This is a genomic window from Pseudomonas sp. AC083 (genome assembly GCF_979253165.1).
Genome location: NZ_CEEDDH010000004.1, coordinates 164,416 through 181,531, shown reverse-complemented (window position 1 = coordinate 181,531; position 17,116 = coordinate 164,416). Strand labels below are relative to the sequence as shown.

The following is a 17,116-nucleotide window of genomic DNA, read 5'->3' as shown; positions in this document are numbered from 1 at the left end:
AAAAGCAGATTGGCTTTTTCTTGCAGCTCGTAGCTTGAAGCTTGCCGCTATGAGGAGATACCAATGACTAAGAAGATCTTCGTTACCGACACCATCCTGCGCGACGCTCACCAATCGCTGCTCGCCACCCGCATGCGCACCGAAGACATGCTGCCGATCTGCGACAAGCTCGACAAGGTCGGCTACTGGTCGCTGGAATGCTGGGGCGGCGCGACGTTCGACGCCTGTGTGCGCTTTCTCAAGGAAGACCCGTGGGAGCGCCTGCGCCAACTGCGTGCGGCGTTGCCCAACACCCGTCTGCAAATGCTCCTGCGCGGGCAGAATCTGCTCGGCTATCGCCACTACAGCGATGATGTGGTCAAAGCCTTCGTCGCCAAAGCAGCGGTGAACGGCATCGACGTGTTCCGCATTTTCGATGCGATGAACGATGTGCGTAACCTGCGCGTGGCCATCGAAGCGGTGAAGGCTGCCGGCAAACACGCACAGGGCACCATCGCCTATACCACCAGTCCGGTGCACACCATCGAGGCCTTCGTCACCCAGGCCAGGCAAATGGAGTCCATGGGTTGCGACTCGGTGGCGATCAAGGACATGGCCGGTCTGCTGACTCCATACGCCACCGGTGAACTGGTGCGCGCGTTGAAAGCCGAGCAGTCGCTGCCGGTGTTCATCCACTCCCACGACACCGCTGGCCTGGCCGCCATGTGCCAGCTCAAGGCGATCGAAAACGGTGCCGACCACATCGACACCGCGATCTCCAGCTTCGCCTCGGGCACCAGCCACCCGGGCACCGAATCAATGGTCGCTGCGCTCAAGGGCACCGAGTACGACACCGGCCTGAATCTGGAGCTGCTCCAGGAAATCGGCCTGTACTTCTATGCCGTGCGCAAGAAGTACCACCAGTTCGAAAGCGAATTCACCGCCGTCGATACCCGTGTGCAGGTCAACCAGGTGCCGGGCGGGATGATTTCCAACCTCGCCAACCAGTTGAAAGAGCAGGGCGCTCTGAACCGCATGAGCGAAGTGCTCGCAGAAATCCCGCGCGTGCGTGAAGACCTTGGCTTCCCGCCGCTGGTGACTCCAACCTCGCAGATCGTCGGCACCCAGGCATTTTTCAACGTACTGGCCGGCGAGCGCTACAAGACCATCACCAACGAAGTGAAGCTGTATCTGCAGGGCGGCTACGGCAAGGCACCGGGCGTGGTCAATGAAAAACTGCGCCGTCAGGCGATCGGCAGCGAAGACGTCATCGACGTGCGCCCGGCCGATCTGCTCAAGCCGGAAATGACCAAGCTGCGTGCCGATATCGGTGCACTGGCCAAGTCCGAAGAAGACGTACTGACCTTCGCCATGTTCCCGGACATCGGCCGCAAGTTCCTCGAGGAGCGTGCCGCCGGCACCCTCACGCCGGAAGTGCTGTTGCCAATCCCGGAAGCGGGCGCCGTTGCTTCGGCGGGCGGCGAAGGCGTGCCGACCGAGTTCGTCATCGACGTCCACGGCGAGACCTATCGCGTCGATATCACTGGTGTCGGCGTCAAGGCTGAAGGCAAGCGCCACTTCTATCTGTCCATCGACGGCATGCCGGAAGAAGTGGTGTTCGAGCCGCTCAACGAATTCGTTGGCGGCGGCAGCAGCAAACGCAAACAGGCCTCGGCACCAGGCCATGTCAGCACCACCATGCCGGGCAACATCGTCGACGTGCTGGTCAAGGAGGGCGACACCGTCAAGGCTGGCCAGGCGGTACTGATCACCGAAGCGATGAAGATGGAAACCGAAGTCCAGGCCGCCATTGCCGGCAAGGTCACCGCGATTCATGTGGCCAAGGGCGACCGGGTCAACCCGGGCGAAATCCTCATCGAGATCGAAGGCTGAGGTAACAGTCGCGATCCAACGCTTTAAACCTCGGGGGAGCACGTGCTCCCCTTTTTTTTTCTGTGATTTTCGACCTTGTCAGGTCATTGTCTGGGACCACATGTGAGAGCGAGCCTGCTCGCGAATGCGCCAGGTCAGCCAATAGCATCTTTGAATGATGCACCGCTTTCGCGAGCAGGCTCGCTCCCACAGGAGGCGTGCTTGATCCATCAGAACGCCATGCGCCATTGACCCGCTACGCCATACGTTCGGCTGTCATTACCCAGCTCACCTGTTAAACCCACGCCCAGTGTGTGCGCCGCCGAAAGACCAAGGTCGAGCCCCGCATCCACCGACAGTGCGTTCCGATCCAGTGCCGCGCCGGTTACTTCGAAGCGCCTGCCGCCCTTGCGCAGTTGCTGGCGGGTGTCACTGTCGATGTCACCGTAGGTATGTTTCCAGCCTGCGCTCAAGCGCGGGGTCAAATGCATGCCGTTATCCAGCGTATTGACCTGCGCAAGCCGCAGGCCCAAGGTGCTGCTGAAGTTGTCGCGGGTCTGCCCGAAGACTTTCAGCGCCGCATCGCCGCCCTTTTCGTTGTAGCTGTCGCGTTGATAGCGCTGATAGCCGAGGCTGGCGTAGGGCTCGAGGGTTACGCTATCCCGGCCCAGATTGAATCCGGCTTCGGCGAATGCCTGTTGAGTATTGGCGTCGTAGTTTCCCTTAAGACGATCGCTGAAACCCTTGAACGCCACCCTCCGTGTGCTGCTGCCGTCATGGCTGGCGTAGGTCGCGCCGAGACGCAGCGACAGCGGGCCGTCCTGACGCACGGCATAGGCGCCAAGATGCCAGCTATTGAGATCGCCGTCGTACTGGCGGGCATCGAGTTTGGTCTGCGATTTGCCGCCAAGCAGGCCGACATGCCAGTGCTCGTCGAGTCGCCAGTCAGCGCCCACGACCAGCCCTTGCGTGGCATGTCGGAGGATGCCGTCAGCGTCGCGGTCAACCTTGCCACCGTGGCCCAGCGCCTGAATCCACACCCGCCCGGAGTCTTCGCTGCCTGCGGCCTGACGCGGTGAACTGCGCGAGCCGTAGGTCGAGGCGGAATGATTGTCCAGCTGCCGCATCGCCGAAAGCATGCTCGCACTGACGGGTGTGACACTGCTCAGCGTGGCTTTGGCGAGGTTGGCGTTGTTGCCGGCGGCAAGTTGATCGAGCGCGATGGGTGCGGTGGTTTTATCGCTGGTCAGCAGTGCGGCGACGGCCCTGTTGGTGCCGATATCGAAAGCTCGAGTGGAAGCCCCTCGATTATCCAAGCTCTGCGCAATCGAACGAGCACTGCGCGTTCGGGCCAGTTGTTCGAACCCTACATCGTTGCGCACGTAGTGCAGGTTCACCGCGTTTGGCTCATAGGAGAGCGTTGGTGTCATGTAGGCCAGATTGGTGGTGACCTCACCGAACTCGCCATCAATGACGTTTGCAGACAACAGCCGATACTCATTGGTACGAGCGTAGTCGCCCGGTACGCCATAAATCTCGACACGCGCACCTCCCAGGCTCGCGGTGCCCTGAACATGCACGGGATCTGAGCCGCGGTCGGCAGATACGGCGTAAGAAAACACAGCGTCCTGATGGAGCGTCAGATTGCCTTTGATATTGGGAGAGCCGTGTTGCTGGCTGGCAAGCAGGGTTCCTGCGACATATAGCCCCGTCACGTGTCCATAACCGCCAAAAACCGCTCCCGGGTCGACATCGACACCATTGATCGATGCGTAGTTGAGCAGCACGGCGTCGGCTTTGACGTCAGCATCACCCTCGAAAGCGTGACGCAGGGTCCACTGTCCACGTGCGATACGCATGGCTGAGAAATTGCGCGTCTCACCGATCTCGCCGCCTTCTACGGCATTGAACAGCAGCCCGTTCGCACCTTTGCCACCGTCCAGGCGACCGTCCCAACGGGCGCCCTTATTGATCACCAGCAGGTCATCTCCATCGCCCAGTTGCAGGGATACGCCGTCGATATTCTCGAGCGGGCTCGAGACAAAGGAGCGCTGCGTCGTGATCGCCAACATGTCGCGTTCAAACGGGTCGACGAGATCGAATTCCTCATCGCCGGTTTCCTCCACCACGAACTCTGGAAACTCCAGCCCTTCATAAAAGGCCGGACTGAAATCCTCGATCGCAACCGTCGCGCGTATGGCATCGACCGAAGGCGCCTCAGAGGCCTGCCCGGGCGACGGAGAAGTGTGCTCCAGCGGGCCGATGAATTCCTTGATCGCAAACAAGTCATCAGGATCCACTTTCGGTGTGGGTGTTTTCTTCTTTCGAGGCTTGGCGGTTTTGTCTTCGCTGATCTGCGCAGAAACCTGGACGTCGGGCAGCTGTTCGATGGACGCCTCGGCAGATCCGATCGTCAGCGCGATCGCCAGAGCGAGGTGATGGGGACGGTATTTGTGTAGGGCAGGCATCGAGTTCAACCTCCTTGTATGAAAGGCTCAACTCTATTGCTGCGTTGAAAAAAACGATGTCGGTCGGTTCCTGATGCTGTGCAGGCGACGTCGGATCGTTCTGTCGAAAATCCTCACGGGATTTCGCAAACAGAGCTTTTACGCAGCATCGCCGGTTCTTTTTCCTACGGCTTGGTACTGTTGGCGCATTCTTATCGGAGTGAGGTCAGGCGCTTACCTGCATTATTTTGCATGCACCTTGCCAATGGCTAAGATAGAACTGCATTTTGTTGCAGATATCCTGCAACTGAAACTCCGCGAATGCACTATATTGCATTTATTGACGGTTTTCTCTCGTCCAGCTGCATTTAAATGCATACGGAATCAACATGTACAACCTGACACTCCAGATCTTCACCGCCGGGCAATGGCGCGACGCGATGATTCTTGACTTCGATGATCCGGAAAAAGGCTTCGAAAGCCGCTGCAGTTTTGGCTATGAAGCGGACTATCTGGTGGAAAACATCGAGTTGATCGGGTCGCCTTTTTCCCAAGCCGTGAGTGCCCTGTATCCGCTGGATTGGGAAGGTCGGCGCGCGAAGACACCAGCCTTTGTCCACGACATCGCACCGGCCGGCGCAGCCAAGCGGTTTCTGCTCGCCCGCCTGGGTCAGGAAAGACCCGCCGAGATCAGCGCCGATCTGTTTCTGCTGGGGCGCAGTACACCGGCTCCCATTGGCAACATGCGAATAAAGGAATCGGCGGAAGCAGTCGATGAGAGGAAGCCGATCGGATTCAAGCGCGAGGAGGTCATTAGCCGCGACAACCGCTTTCTTGAATATGCCTACGAGCTAGGCGCGGCCATCGGTGGCGCGACGGGGGCAGGTGGGGAAGCTCCGAAGCTATTACTGGCAGAAAACAGCGCCGGGCTTCTGTATCCCGACGCGGTATTGGACGATGAAGAAGTGCGACAGCACTGGTTCGTGAAATTCGCCAGAAACAGGGGCGGGCAGACCGACCAGGACATCCTGCGCAGCGAATTCCATTACTACAAAGCGCTGCAGACATTGGGCATCGAAACGGTCGCGGCAGAAGGCCTGGGCTTGGAAGAGGCGAACAAACCGAGTTTGTGGATGCGGCGTTTTGATCGACAAGTGAAAGATGGGGCGGTGTCGCGTTTTGCCGTCGAATCGATTTATTCGCTGGCAGAAGTGACGACGCCAGGCAGCGCCATGAATCATCTGGAAGTGATCCGCATGCTCGCCGGGCTCTGGCGCAAAGCGGGTCAGGCCAGCCAGATTCCCGGCCTCGTCGCCGATTATCTGCGTCGCGACCTGATCAATAAAATCCTCGGAAACTCAGATAACCACGGTCGTAACACGGCGATCATCCGGCAAGAGAACGCTTTCCAACTCGCGCCGATTTATGACCTCGCCCCGATGGTCATGGATGACGAAGGCGTGACTCGTACGACCAAATGGCCAAGAGAATTGGAGCGGGCGGGAGATGTCGATTGGCGAGGTGTCTGCCGCGTATTGGCCGATAGCGCAGATCCGCACGATTCGTTGGCGGGGCTGGATGCCTCGGCGCTGTTCGAAGGCCTGCGCGCGGATGCCCGCCGTCTGGCCGCACTGCCGGATATTCTTGCCGCCAGCGGTTTGCCCGCCAGAACCATGAATCACCCGAGCGTTCATCTGAAAAACCTCGAGCAACGTTTGAAAGAGTGGGACCTGCAATGAGTCTGACCGTCCTCGAGCGCACGGCGCTCATCGAAAGCATTCAGCAAGCGCTGGCCGAAGGCACTCTGGAAATCGGTGACGCCGTGCGCCGTTTACGGGTCGAAGTCACCGGTCTGCATCAGACTCAGTTCGCGAAGATGTGCAAGATCTCAGTGCGCACGCTGGTGCATATCGAACATGGCGAAGGCAATCAGACGCTGAAGTCGCTGAACGCTGTGTTCCGCCCGTTCGGCATGAAAATGGGCGTTGTGCGGATACGTCGGGACACCGTTTGAATACGCTTCAGCCACGCCGCACATACGCCTTGCCGTAATGCCGCTCCATCCGTGCCTGAATCAGCTCCAGCCCGATCGACATCAGCCAGTAGATGATCGCCGCCGTGGTGAGCATTTCGATGTAGCGATAGCTTGAGCGCCCGTAGGACTGGGCGAGAAACATGACTTCCCAGACACCCATCACCGAGATCAGCGACGAGTCCTTGAGCATCGAGATGAACTGGTTGGTAGTCGGCGGGATAATCGTGCGCATGGCCTGGGGCAGGGTGATGCGCCAGAAGATCACGCTTTCGCGCAGGCCCAGTGCCAGGGATGCTTCGCGTTGGCCGTGATCAACGCCGAGGATACCGGCGCGGAAGATTTCGCTCAGGTAGGCGCCATAGTTCAGCGACAGGGCAATGATGCCGGCGACGATGGCGCCGGGGACGATGCCCAGTTGCGGCAGGCCGAGGTAGATCAGCAGGATCTGGATCAGCAATGGCGTGCCGCGAAAGAACGAGGTGTAGAAACTGGCGATGCCAAACGCCACGGCGCTGCTCGACAGGCGCGCCAGCGCGGTGATGAAACCGAGCAGCGACGAGGCGATGATCGAGCAGGCGCAGAGAAACAGGGTCAGCGCTGCGCCTTGCAGGAAGCCGTTTGGCGCCAGCTTCAGGCCAACGAGGTTGGGCAGTTTGTCGAGGATGATCGCGAACTTCAGGTCGAAGCTGAGGAAGAATCCGGCGAACAGGCAGAACAGCGCCGCCCACGTCAGGTACAGGCGCGTGCGGAAACCAAAGAGCTTTTGCAGGCGTGTTTCAGCCACCGGTTGCGGTGGCTGTGGCGGGGTCGGAAAAGAAGTCATTGGCTGATATCGGCGCCGATCCATTTCTGCGACAGCTTGCTCAGGGTGCCGTCCTGTTTCAGTTGTGCGAACACCTCGCGTACCTTGGCGTCCCATTGCGGGTCACCCTTTTCGATGGCCACCGAGTTCGGTTCCGAGTACAGCGGTTCGCCGGCCAATTTGAAGCGCTGGTCCTGATTCAGGCGCGGCTGCGCGGTGACCAGATTGGTGAGGATCGCATCCAGGCGCACGCCGGCGCCCAGGCCCAGATCCTGGAAGGCGACGTTGTCGGTGTCGTACGGAGCGATCTGCACATCCTCGAACGGATACTGCAACTGCGTATCCTCGGCGCCTTCGATGACCAGGTTCTTGTTCAGATAACTTTCGTAGCTGGAGGCGCTGGTGAGGCCAACCTTTTTGCCGCTCAGGTCCTTGGCGCTGTGAATGCGATCGTCCTTGGCGTTGACCACGATCACCGCTGGCGAAGCGTAATACTCGACCGGGAAGTCGAACACTTCGGCGCGGGCCTTGCTCGGGGTCATCGAGCAGATGCAGATGTCGTAGCGCCCGCTCCAGCGGCCGGCGGCGATCACGTCCCAGGACGGCGTTTCGAGACGCAGTTTGACGCCAAGCTTGTCCGCCACCGCTTTGGCAACGTCGACATCGAAACCGTCGAGTTGATTCTGCTCATTGAGAAACGAGAAGGGCGGATAGCTTTCCATGAGCACGCCGACCAGCTCTTTTTTCTGCTCGACGCGGTCCAGCGTCGCGCCGCCGAAGGCTTGGGTGGAGGCCAGAATGGTCAGGCCCAGGGCCAATAGCGGTTGGAGTTTCACAGTCGCTTCCTGTTGAAAAAAGAGGTTGTTATTAACTGAGTGGTGCGTATTAAATAGTTATAAGAACGACTCTGATAGTGAGTTATTTTCATAAGCATATGAGTGAAAAGCATATGGGCGCAGCGAACAGGGTCATTCTCGACGGCGGCATGGGACGCGAGTTGCAACGCGCCGGCGCGCCGTTTCGCCAACCGGAGTGGTCGGCACTGGCGCTGAGTGAAGCGCCGCAGGCGGTCGAAGCGGTGCATGCCGCGTACATCAACAGCGGCGCCGACGTGATCACCAGCAACAGTTACGCGGTGGTGCCGTTTCACATTGGCGAGGCGCGCTTTGCGGCTGAGGGCCAAGCGCTCGCGGCACTGGCGGGGGAGTTGGCACGGCGGGCGGTGCAGGCATCGGGCAAACCAGTGCGTGTTGCCGGTTCGTTGCCGCCGCTGTTTGGTTCGTATCGTCCGGATCTGTTCGAAGCGGATCGCGTGAGCGAGCTGCTGACGCCGCTGGTCAATGGGCTGGCCTCGCATGTTGATCTGTGGCTGGCGGAAACCCAGAGTTCGATTATCGAGGCGCGGGCCATTCACGCCGGGTTGCCGAAGGACGGCAAACCGTTCTGGCTGTCGTTCACCCTCAAGGATGAAGACACCGATGAAGTGCCACGCCTGCGCTCCGGTGAGCCGGTAGCCGAAGCGGCTGCGCTGGCGGCTGAACTTGGCGTCGAGACCCTGCTGTTCAACTGCAGTCAGCCCGAAGTGATTGGCGCGGCCATCGACGCGGCGCGCGCAACCTTTGAGCGTCTCGGCGTCACGATCAACATCGGCGCGTATGCCAATGCCTTTCCTCCGCAACCGAAGGAAGCCACGGCCAACGACGGGCTCGACCCGTTGCGCGATGATCTCGATCCGCCGGGGTATCTGCACTGGGCGCTGGACTGGCAACAGCGCGGCGCCAGTCATCTGGGGGGTTGCTGCGGGATCGGCCCGGAGCACATTGCGGTGCTGGCGCAAGAACTGCGTCGTTAAGAAAGAACCCGCCAATTGTGGGAGCGAGCCTGCTCGCGAAAGCGGTCAGTCAGTCAATATTTCAGTGACTGACACAGCGCCTTCGCGAGCAGGCTCGCTCCCACAGGGGCTTTGTGACGATCAGCTACGGCACTCGGCCAAGCCTTTCACCTGGCCACCAGGCGTCTGGTTTTCATTGCTCAGCCAGCGCTCGAACCCGGCACCAATCGCTGGCCATTCCCCATCCAGAATCGAATACCACGCGGTGTCGCGGTTCTGCCCCTTGACCACCATGTGCTGGCGAAACACCCCTTCGAAACTGAAGCCCAGACGCTCCGCCGCGTATTTGGAGCGGGCGTTGCCGTTGTTGCACTTCCATTCCAGGCGCCGGTAACCCAGCTCGAACGAATACTTGGCCAGCAGGTACACCGCCTCGGTGCTTTTCGGCGAGCGCTGCATTGGAGCACCGAAAGTGACGTGGCCGATTTCGATGCGGCCCTGCGCCGGGACGATCGACATCAGGCTGAGGATGCCTTGGACCTGACCAGTCGCGCGGTCGATGACGCTGAAGAAATACGGGTCGCTGTTGGCCGCATGATTGTTCAGCCAGTCGTTGAACGCGCTGCGCTCGCGAAACGGACCGTAAGGCAAGTAATCCCAGAGCTTCGGATCGGCACCCGGCCCTTCGAGGGCGGCGTACAGTTGCTCGGCATGCCGCGCCGGGTCGAGTTTTTCCAGACGAATGAAACGGCCCTCGAGCAGGGTGGCGGAGGGGGCGGGGACGCCTTTCCAGTCAGCGAGTGAAGCGGTCATGTGCGCGTCTCCTTAAAGGGCTTTACGAAACTGGATGAATCCCGGACGTTCGGCAATGCGCTCGTAGAGCTGGATCGCCGTGGCGTTGGTTTCATGGGTCAGCCAGTGGACTTTGCAGCAACCATCAGCCTTGGCGGTAGCGTAGACATGCTCGATCAACAGCCGACCGACACCGGTGCCACGGGCTTCCGGCACCACCAGCAGATCCTGCAGATAGCAGGAATTCTCGATGCTCCAGTTCGAGCGATGATAGATGTAATGCACCATGCCCAGCGCTTTGCCTTCAGCCCAGGCGAGGGCGGCGTGGGTCGGTTCATTCGGGTCGAGAAAACGCTGCCAGGTGCTCTGGGTGACGACGTCCGGCAGTTCCGTGTTGTAGAAGCGCAGGTACGCCTGCCACAGCGGCAGCCAAGCGGCGTGGTCGTTGGCGCTGACCGGGCGAATGTCGATCTCAGTCATGGCGATTTCCTTAGCGCATCAGGCGGGCGAGGGTTTGATCGTTGGCGTCGGGGCTGGCGGCGAGGCCTTCGCGCACCCCGGCGATATCTTCGGCGCTGCGGTTCTGGCTGAGCTTGCGTTTGCCTTCGAGGCGGTCGATGGGAATGGCAAACCCGACGATGGCCCTGAGCATGCCGTCGATGTAATCGGCAGGTGCATCTTCGACCGACCATGGCTGGGCGCGGCCCGCTTCGTGACGGTCAGTGAGGGTGCTGACGATGTCGAGCAGGCGCCCGCCATCGCTGAAAGTCTCGGCATGACCGTAGGCGTGCACGGCGATGTAGTTCCAGGTCGGCACGACCTTGCCGTGCTCGGCCTTGCTCGGATAGAAGCCGGGGCTTACGTAGGCGTCCGGGCCGGCGAAGATCAGCATGGCTTCGGCGCCGTCACGCAGGTCTTTCCACTGCGGATTGGCTTTGGCCAGATGGCCGTAGAGCGTGCCGTATTCGCCCTGTTCACGATGCAGCAGCACCGGCACGTGGCTGGCTTGCAGGCCGCTGTCACCGTGGCTGACCAGAATGGCCAGGCGCGTGGCGAGGATCAGTTCGTGCAATTGGGACAAGTCTTCGATGGCAAAGGCGCGTGGCGTGTACATGGACAGATTTTCCTTGGCGAATGCGTGCATCCTAGGCAGGCTATTGGTCCGTTGTAAGAGCCATTGCTGAGCCATTTCATAGGTCCATTCGCCATGCCTGATCTGCCACCCTTGTCGATGCCTTTCAATCCGGCCGGTATCGAACTTGATCGCCGTCAGGGCCTGAGCCGCCAGCTCTATCAGGCTCTGCGCCTGCGGGTGCTGGATGGACGTCTGGCCAGTGGCACGCGATTGCCGGCCAGCCGAGACCTGGCCTCGGCGCTGGGCATTTCCCGCAACAGCGTGGTGCGCGCCTACGATCAGTTGTATGCCGAGGGCTTTATCGAAGGGCGCGTCGGCGACGGTACTTACGTGGCGCAATTGGCTCATGCGTCCACGCCTGAGAAAAAACTATCCACAAATTCATCCACAGGCTTTTCAACAAGCTTACCCACAGCCTTATCCACAAATTGGCTGGATTTACCTGTGAATTCATCCAGCGAAGTTATCCACAGCGACGGATTTTCCCGCATTGAAAAGCATCATTTGCCGCGACCACCGAGCGGTCCGCCGCGCGCTTTTCGGGTGGGAGTGCCGGCCTTCGATCTGTTTCCGTTCGAGGTCTGGGCCAAGCTCAACGCGGCTTTCTGGCGTAAACCGGATCTGCAGCAGCTGTGTTACGGCGACCCGGCCGGTGACGCGCGGCTGCGCGGCATGATTGCTGCGTATTTGCGCAGCTCGCGCGGCATGCAGTGCACGGCTGAGCAAATTGTGATCACCAGTGGCGCGCAGCAGGGCATCAGCCTTTGTGCACAGCTGCTGGTCGAGCCGGGGGACGGCGTGGCGATCGAGAATCCGGGCTATCGCGCCGCCGGGCATGCCTTCGCTGTAGCGGGGGCGCAATTGCATGGGGTGGCGGTAGACAGCGACGGCATCGATTGCAGCACCATGGCTCAGCTCAGCGATTGTCGGGTGGCTTACGTCACGCCGTCTCATCAGTACCCGACCGGTGTGGTGATGAGCCTGGCCCGGCGTCTGGAGCTGCTCGCCTGGGCCGAACGTGTCGGCGGCTGGATCGTCGAGGATGATTACGACGGCGAGTATCGCTACACCGGCGCACCGCTGGCACCGTTGGCGGCACTTGATCGTCAGGGGCGTGTGCTCTACGTCGGTACGTTCGGCAAGGTCGCGTTTCCGGCGTTGCGCCTGGGCTATCTGGTGCTGCCGCCCGCGCTGGTCGAGGCGTTCGCGCAACGCCGCGCCGTCGATGTGCGGCACTCGGAGGTCAGCACGCAAGCGGTGATGGCCGAATTCATGGCCGCCGGGCATTTCCAGCGGCATATCCGCCGCATGCGCCGGGCTGCGCTGAGCCGACGCAACTGCCTGCTCGAAGGCTGGCCGACGGTCGCCGGCGTCGGTCAACTGCCCGCCGTGCCGGCCGGGCTGCACTTGACCGTCGCCGTGGACAGCATCGAGCGCGAGCAGCAATTGATCGCTCAGGCCGCTGAGGTCGATGTAGAAATCAACGGCCTGAGCAGCTACTGGCTCCCCGATTCGACTACGCCCATGGATAAGCGCGCCGGCCTGGTGCTGGGTTTCGCTGCTGTACCAGAGCCAGCAATCAAAGCGGCGCTGTCGCGTCTGCGGCAGGCTTGGCGAGATTGAAGAACAGCGTTTCGGCGCTGCGACTGGAAATTTCGCTGCGATGGATTTCAATCAGTCTCTGATTATCCACATCGGTTATTTCAGAGGTGCCTCCGAGGCGGTGCTGGGCAACTGTCTTCATGTGTCCACGCAAAAATGCGCCATCGGGCGCGTCGGCGCTGCTGTAATGGAAATGCGCATAGCAGAGGACCTTGTCGGTATGCGCATCACGAATCTGATACTCGTCGAGGAAGTCATTCTTATGGCGCCTCAGGCGCCGTCGGGTCAGGGTTTTCGAAATGTTCACTTCGCCCTTGTCCTTGAGCCACTCGACCCCGGCGGCTGTTGGTAGTTGTTGCTTGACCAGACGGATTCGCGTGCTGGTGCCCTTTTCCTCCAGCGTCGTAGCCGCAGCATCGAGCTTGTGGTTGAGCGTTTCGGACGGTTCATGCAGAGCAGCGGTGAGGTTACTCGCCGTCAACGCTTCATCGATGGCGGCACCGGCCTTGCGCAACAGGGCGGCGTGATTGTGGTATTCCTCTTCGACTTCCACCGGAATGCGCGAGCCGCGTTTGAGGCGCGCCTCGATGCGCCGATGAAACGCCGCCAGCCCGTCGATCAAAGCCTGCCCTGCGCTGATGCTGTTGTTGAGGTTGGGCCCGGCTTTTGGCGACGGTGCCGGCCGTGCGCTCTGCTCGACCCAGATACCCGGCGACTCCTCCTTGAATGTCGCGATGACTCTCGTCAGTACTGTACTGACTTCGACCAGATCGGTGTCTTTGCCGTCGATGCTTTTTTTCCGTTCGCCGACCAGGATGCCCTTGTTGCGCGTCTTGATGATCTGCCGATTCGAAGATGACGTGGAAGGTCTCGACGGACCGGCTTGCGGCACCAGTAAATGCCGGTAGCGCAACAGATCGGCGAGTCGATTGTCGGCGCTTGCCTTGAATGCGGCCACGCGCGCCTGCAACTGCTTGAGTCGCTCCGTGTGTATGTGTTCGGAATATTCACTCGCCAGGTCATCGAATCGCTTGTCCACGGAAGCAAACTGTTCGCTCACCTGGCTCAGGGCGTCGATGCGCATGCGCAGATCACTGAGGCTTTCATCGGCGCTCAGGTCCCGTGAACTCTGAACGTTCAGTGCGGCATCTTCGAACAGACCGGCCAGCGCTTGTTGTGCCTCGACATGAGCGGTGGAATCGCCGGGCTTGATGCAAGTGTACTGGCCGAGACTGATTTGCAGAGTCTTCAGATCATCCAACGAATAGGGCGCCAGGCTGATGTTGTATTTCTGCTTTATCTCCACGCCATCCGCTCCCAGCTTGGTCAGTTCCTCCATGCAGGCTTCAGCCGACTCCATTTTCTCGATAGTGGATTGAGTGACATCATTCAACTGCTCGAACGCAGAGCTGACTGCCTGCGATTCGCCGCGCAGTGCGTCGTCCAATATCGCCTGCACCGCCAGTAGCCGCTGCTGGTAATCCGAAGCGTTATTACTCAGCCACTCCTGTCCCAGAAACAACTGCATGTCCAACCGCTCCGGCATTACCGTGCGGTAGTTGGGAATCGACTGCTTGCGGTTGAGTTTCTTGATCAGCTTAATGTTTGCGGCATATTCGTTGTGCTGTGAATCGAGCGTGGCAAGGTACTGCGCAAGCGCTTGCTCGCGTGCCTGCGCAGGGGCATCGTGCAAGCTGTTGCGGTCTGCATCGAGACGGCTCCCTTTGCTCTCCATCGTCAAATCGAACGCAGTAATCTGCTCGGCCAATACGGCCACCTCCTTGTTTCTTATGTCTTGCGCAGCTTGGCGACCTTCTTCCAATCCGCCGCCGCGCAGACGCAGGCGCAGATCGATTACCCACTGGCCGTCGGCGGTATAGGCCAGCCTGGGCCCGGCAGGTCGGATGGGCTGACGCGTATCGACGATGTGCACATCGCCATGCGGGTTGCGCGCGACTTCGAACCAGCGCTCACCGACGCGGGCGTACCATTTGTCTGCGTGGGCGTAGAGGCCTCGCTGCGCACCCTCCCTGGTGGCAGCGCCAAGCGCTTTGGGCTTGCCGACCTTGAACGTATCCAACAGCTTGGCGAGGGCCAACGGAGATCGTTTCAGCGCCGTGATGCTGTCGATCGATGTGCCATGGGCTTCGGTCAATTGCGGGCCGGTGATGTCCGGCTGGCGCAGCGCTTTGACGATTCTGGCGGCAGGTTTGCTCGTCGCTGTGTCCTCTTCGAGCGTTGTGGCCACGGGCGTCGATGGCGCATCACCGATTGCCGCACGATGGGCGAGCACCATGCCCAGCGCCAGGAGGATATCGGCGATGGCCGTCCAGGCGACTTTCGCCGATTGCTCGTTGGCGCCGTCGGTGATTTCCTGCAGATCATCCATGATCTGCCAGATCCACGCCGCTGTGCCTACGCTGCGGCCCAGAAACGGCAGTGCGGCATTGAGCATCACCCAGCCGCCCTGTTTCAGCGAGGCCCAGCGTGCTTCTGCATCGGAGACCGATTGCCGGTCGGCTTGAGTGACAAGCGCCTTGACGTTGCGTTCGTGCAGGGTGGCGAGGACATCGCTGGCGATCACCTGAGTGCCCAGCGCGACCGCGCCTGACATGTCCAGTGCTGTGGTCGGGTTGATCATCAGTTGCGGGATCGTCCACACCGAGGGCAGCCTGGCGGTGAAGACGAACTGGCTGTAATTGAAGCGCACATCGTCCGGCAACCAGGCCAGTACCGAATCGCGCAGATGTCGCGAATGCTGGATCGCAAAGAGCAGATTGGCAAATCCCGGATATTGCAGCAGAGCCTTGTCGAACAACGGTCGATACAGCACGCACGGCCCTTTGTCGGCATCGCGCGGGCCGATGACATACATGTTGTCGACAGTGTCTGCGGTGGAGCGGCTGCGATGGGCCACGAACGCCAAAGGGCGAATGACGATTTCCTCGCCATCGACGTAGCGTTCTGCGTCAGTCGTGGCCAATGCGGCAACCACGTATCGATAACCCGACTCGTCAATGCCGGCTCTGCCCTGGATCTTGTGCTGCAATGCCAGCAATGGCAGCTCGACGCGTAGCTGACTGGTATAGAGCCTTTCCAACCGTGACGCTTGCACTGAGTCGTCTATGAGTACGGCCTTGAGATGCGCCGGGTAGGTCTTGCCGATGTCGACCGTGCTGACCAGCTTCTCCAGAAAAGTCGCGCTCATCCACTCGGGTACGGGGCTGCCATCCTTGTACCGCACAGTCTTGTTGCCCAAGGGCAGGCCTGCGAGGTTTTGCAGGGCAAGCTCGGTCAGCGTCCATGTCTGAGTCTGAGTATTTCCCGGCAACACAAACGTGCCCCAGACCACGAGACTGGTGATGGTGATTTCGATGTTGTCGATGTCCAGGTCTTTGGCGTCGGGCTGCTCCTTGAGAATCTGTTTGATCAGCGCTGCCCGAGTGAACGCCTGCAGGCTGGTGATTTCGTTCTGAAAGGATTTGCCGTTGTTCTCGTGCTGCAGCGTCGTCAGGTCCAGCAGGTGCCGGCTGTAACGTGTCTGATCGATGGGCAGGGCGTCGTTCAGCCAGTCCGGAAGCATCGGCTGCAAACGCTCGAAGTGCGCTTCGAGGCGCGGTGTCGGTTGTGCGGGTTTGCCGGCCGTGCCGGTATGCGGATAGACGCGTTTATCAGGGGAGTCCTGAAAAAAACTGATTTTGCCCAAGGCATCCGCTTCCAGGGAAATCAGGGTGCAGGCCTGCTGGTCGAAGAAATTGCCCTGGGGTTCGACCAGCCGCCACTTGAGATCTTCGCCCGAGGCGTTTGCGCCATATATCCGCAGCAGAGCCTCGCCGAGTTCATCCAGTGAATCGAAACGCTGAAAGCCCTGAGTAATCGCGTGGGTGAGAATCAATGTACGGTCTGCGATGCTGCCGACCAACACTGCGGCGTCGAGCAGGGTCAAGTGGCTTTGCGTGTCGGCGTTCCCCCGATCGAGATCAATCAGATATGCCTTTGCCGAGTACGGGTCGGGGGCCAGGCGTTGTTGCGGGTCGGGCTGTTTGAAAATCGCCTGGGCCATGGCGATTTCATCGGCATCCCAGCCGACGCTGGCATCGACGTTCCACAGGTTGCGCAGTGCCTCGGACAATTGCTGCCAGCGCGGTTGCCCGGGATAGGTGAACTCGTCCCAGTAGTCGACGTGCTGCTCCTTGTAGGCGATGAACAGCAGCGGTGCCAGTTCGTTGAGCAACAGGCCGATCGCATCGATCTTCACCGGCAGATGCGCAGGGGCGGGCACGCCGGGTTGCAGGGTCAGATAATGCTCGCCATCGAGGTACGTCACCATGGTACCGGACAGGCCGAGCCGCACCAGGGCGTTGGTCAGCGATCCAGCCTGATACCCGTCGGGTACCACTCGACCATCCACAATGGCCCAGGCGGGTTGCACGACCATCGCCAGACGCGGGTCAATGTCGAGATTCGGATACAACGTCTTGAGGGCTTCGCGCAGCGTTTTTGATGCGACTTCTTGCAGCGAGGGGCCGGTAACCAGCTGAGTCACGATATCGACGGCACTGGCTTTGGGAATGGCGGTCATGGTGGTTTCCTGCTCTGTCGGGACGCCGCAAGGGCGGCG

General features: G+C 60.3%; 12 protein-coding genes. 5 read left to right on the top strand and 7 right to left on the bottom strand.

The features are described 5' to 3' along the window. Nucleotides 1-63 precede the first annotated feature (63 nt). Nucleotides 64-1,872 carry a sodium-extruding oxaloacetate decarboxylase subunit alpha gene (gene oadA, locus AC0IXA_RS09490; protein ID WP_471812758.1) on the top strand — a complete coding sequence of 603 codons (1,809 nt, stop codon included), beginning with the start codon at nt 64-66 and terminating at the stop codon, nt 1,870-1,872. Between the two features lie 209 nt (nt 1,873-2,081). Here the strand turns inward: oadA and AC0IXA_RS09485 are convergent, their stop codons facing one another. Continuing rightward, the gene (locus AC0IXA_RS09485; protein ID WP_471812926.1) at nt 2,082-4,319 is read right to left on the bottom strand and encodes an autotransporter outer membrane beta-barrel domain-containing protein; all 2,238 of its coding nucleotides are present in this window, start codon (nt 4,317-4,319) and stop codon (nt 2,082-2,084) included. A gap of 368 nt (nt 4,320-4,687) precedes the next feature. Here AC0IXA_RS09485 and AC0IXA_RS09480 point away from each other — a divergent pair, with 368 nt between their 5' ends. Then, nucleotides 4,688-6,037: a HipA domain-containing protein gene (locus AC0IXA_RS09480; RefSeq protein ID WP_471812756.1), complete on the top strand. Its 1,350-nt coding sequence runs from the start codon at nt 4,688-4,690 to the stop codon at nt 6,035-6,037. Then, nucleotides 6,034-6,312, top strand: a complete 279-nt coding sequence (locus AC0IXA_RS09475) for a helix-turn-helix domain-containing protein (protein ID WP_133335567.1) — start codon at nt 6,034-6,036, stop codon at nt 6,310-6,312. Before AC0IXA_RS09480 ends, AC0IXA_RS09475 begins: the two co-directional genes overlap by 4 nt. Before the next feature lie 7 nt (nt 6,313-6,319). Here AC0IXA_RS09475 and AC0IXA_RS09470 read toward each other — a convergent pair whose 3' ends face one another. Then, the gene (locus AC0IXA_RS09470) at nt 6,320-7,156 is read right to left on the bottom strand and encodes an amino acid ABC transporter permease (protein WP_076564638.1); all 837 of its coding nucleotides are present in this window, start codon (nt 7,154-7,156) and stop codon (nt 6,320-6,322) included. Then, nucleotides 7,153-7,971, bottom strand: coding sequence for an ABC transporter substrate-binding protein (locus AC0IXA_RS09465; RefSeq protein ID WP_016772458.1), 819 nt, complete (start codon nt 7,969-7,971; stop codon nt 7,153-7,155). The genes AC0IXA_RS09470 and AC0IXA_RS09465 overlap by 4 nt, the downstream gene beginning before the upstream one ends. A gap of 113 nt (nt 7,972-8,084) precedes the next feature. Here AC0IXA_RS09465 and AC0IXA_RS09460 point away from each other — a divergent pair, with 113 nt between their 5' ends. Continuing rightward, the gene (locus tag AC0IXA_RS09460) at nt 8,085-8,987 is read left to right on the top strand and encodes a homocysteine S-methyltransferase family protein (RefSeq protein ID WP_460154358.1); all 903 of its coding nucleotides are present in this window, start codon (nt 8,085-8,087) and stop codon (nt 8,985-8,987) included. A 120-nt stretch (nt 8,988-9,107) separates the two neighbouring features. Here the strand turns inward: AC0IXA_RS09460 and AC0IXA_RS09455 are convergent, their stop codons facing one another. Genes AC0IXA_RS09455 through AC0IXA_RS09445 form a run of 3 tightly spaced genes read right to left on the bottom strand, consistent with a single transcriptional unit; the run spans nt 9,108 to nt 10,872 of the window. After that, the gene (locus AC0IXA_RS09455) at nt 9,108-9,779 is read right to left on the bottom strand and encodes a GNAT family N-acetyltransferase (RefSeq protein WP_341638207.1); all 672 of its coding nucleotides are present in this window, start codon (nt 9,777-9,779) and stop codon (nt 9,108-9,110) included. Nucleotides 9,780-9,791: 12 nt separating this feature from the next. Next, a complete protein-coding gene (locus AC0IXA_RS09450) occupies nt 9,792-10,238 on the bottom strand; it encodes a GNAT family N-acetyltransferase (protein WP_471812752.1) in 447 nt (148 codons plus the stop codon). Between the two features lie 10 nt (nt 10,239-10,248). Further along, nucleotides 10,249-10,872: an FMN-binding negative transcriptional regulator gene (locus AC0IXA_RS09445; RefSeq protein ID WP_341638205.1), complete on the bottom strand. Its 624-nt coding sequence runs from the start codon at nt 10,870-10,872 to the stop codon at nt 10,249-10,251. A 93-nt stretch (nt 10,873-10,965) separates the two neighbouring features. On the opposite strand from AC0IXA_RS09445, the gene pdxR reads away from it, so the two are divergent. After that, a complete protein-coding gene (gene pdxR / locus AC0IXA_RS09440; protein ID WP_341638204.1) occupies nt 10,966-12,516 on the top strand; it encodes a MocR-like pyridoxine biosynthesis transcription factor PdxR in 1,551 nt (516 codons plus the stop codon). On the opposite strand, the gene AC0IXA_RS09435 is transcribed toward pdxR, so the two are convergent. Continuing rightward, nucleotides 12,473-17,077 (bottom strand): dermonecrotic toxin domain-containing protein, encoded by a 4,605-nt coding sequence (locus AC0IXA_RS09435; protein ID WP_471812749.1) that lies wholly within the window; start codon nt 17,075-17,077, stop codon nt 12,473-12,475. The two genes, pdxR and AC0IXA_RS09435, sit on opposite strands and share 44 nt — an antisense overlap. Between the last annotated feature and the right edge of the window lie 39 nt (nt 17,078-17,116).

Coding starts and splice junctions, on each gene's coding strand:
- oadA (WP_471812758.1), top strand. CDS start 64: ATGACTAAGAAGATCTTCGTTACCGACACCATCCTGCGCGACGCTCAC.
- AC0IXA_RS09450 (WP_471812752.1), bottom strand. CDS start 10,238: ATGACTGAGATCGACATTCGCCCGGTCAGCGCCAACGACCACGCCGCT.
- AC0IXA_RS09455 (WP_341638207.1), bottom strand. CDS start 9,779: ATGACCGCTTCACTCGCTGACTGGAAAGGCGTCCCCGCCCCCTCCGCC.
- pdxR (WP_341638204.1), top strand. CDS start 10,966: ATGCCTGATCTGCCACCCTTGTCGATGCCTTTCAATCCGGCCGGTATC.
- AC0IXA_RS09480 (WP_471812756.1), top strand. CDS start 4,688: ATGTACAACCTGACACTCCAGATCTTCACCGCCGGGCAATGGCGCGAC.
- AC0IXA_RS09485 (WP_471812926.1), bottom strand. CDS start 4,319: ATGCCTGCCCTACACAAATACCGTCCCCATCACCTCGCTCTGGCGATC.
- AC0IXA_RS09460 (WP_460154358.1), top strand. CDS start 8,085: ATGGGCGCAGCGAACAGGGTCATTCTCGACGGCGGCATGGGACGCGAG.
- AC0IXA_RS09475 (WP_133335567.1), top strand. CDS start 6,034: ATGAGTCTGACCGTCCTCGAGCGCACGGCGCTCATCGAAAGCATTCAG.
- AC0IXA_RS09470 (WP_076564638.1), bottom strand. CDS start 7,156: ATGACTTCTTTTCCGACCCCGCCACAGCCACCGCAACCGGTGGCTGAA.
- AC0IXA_RS09435 (WP_471812749.1), bottom strand. CDS start 17,077: ATGACCGCCATTCCCAAAGCCAGTGCCGTCGATATCGTGACTCAGCTG.
- AC0IXA_RS09445 (WP_341638205.1), bottom strand. CDS start 10,872: ATGTACACGCCACGCGCCTTTGCCATCGAAGACTTGTCCCAATTGCAC.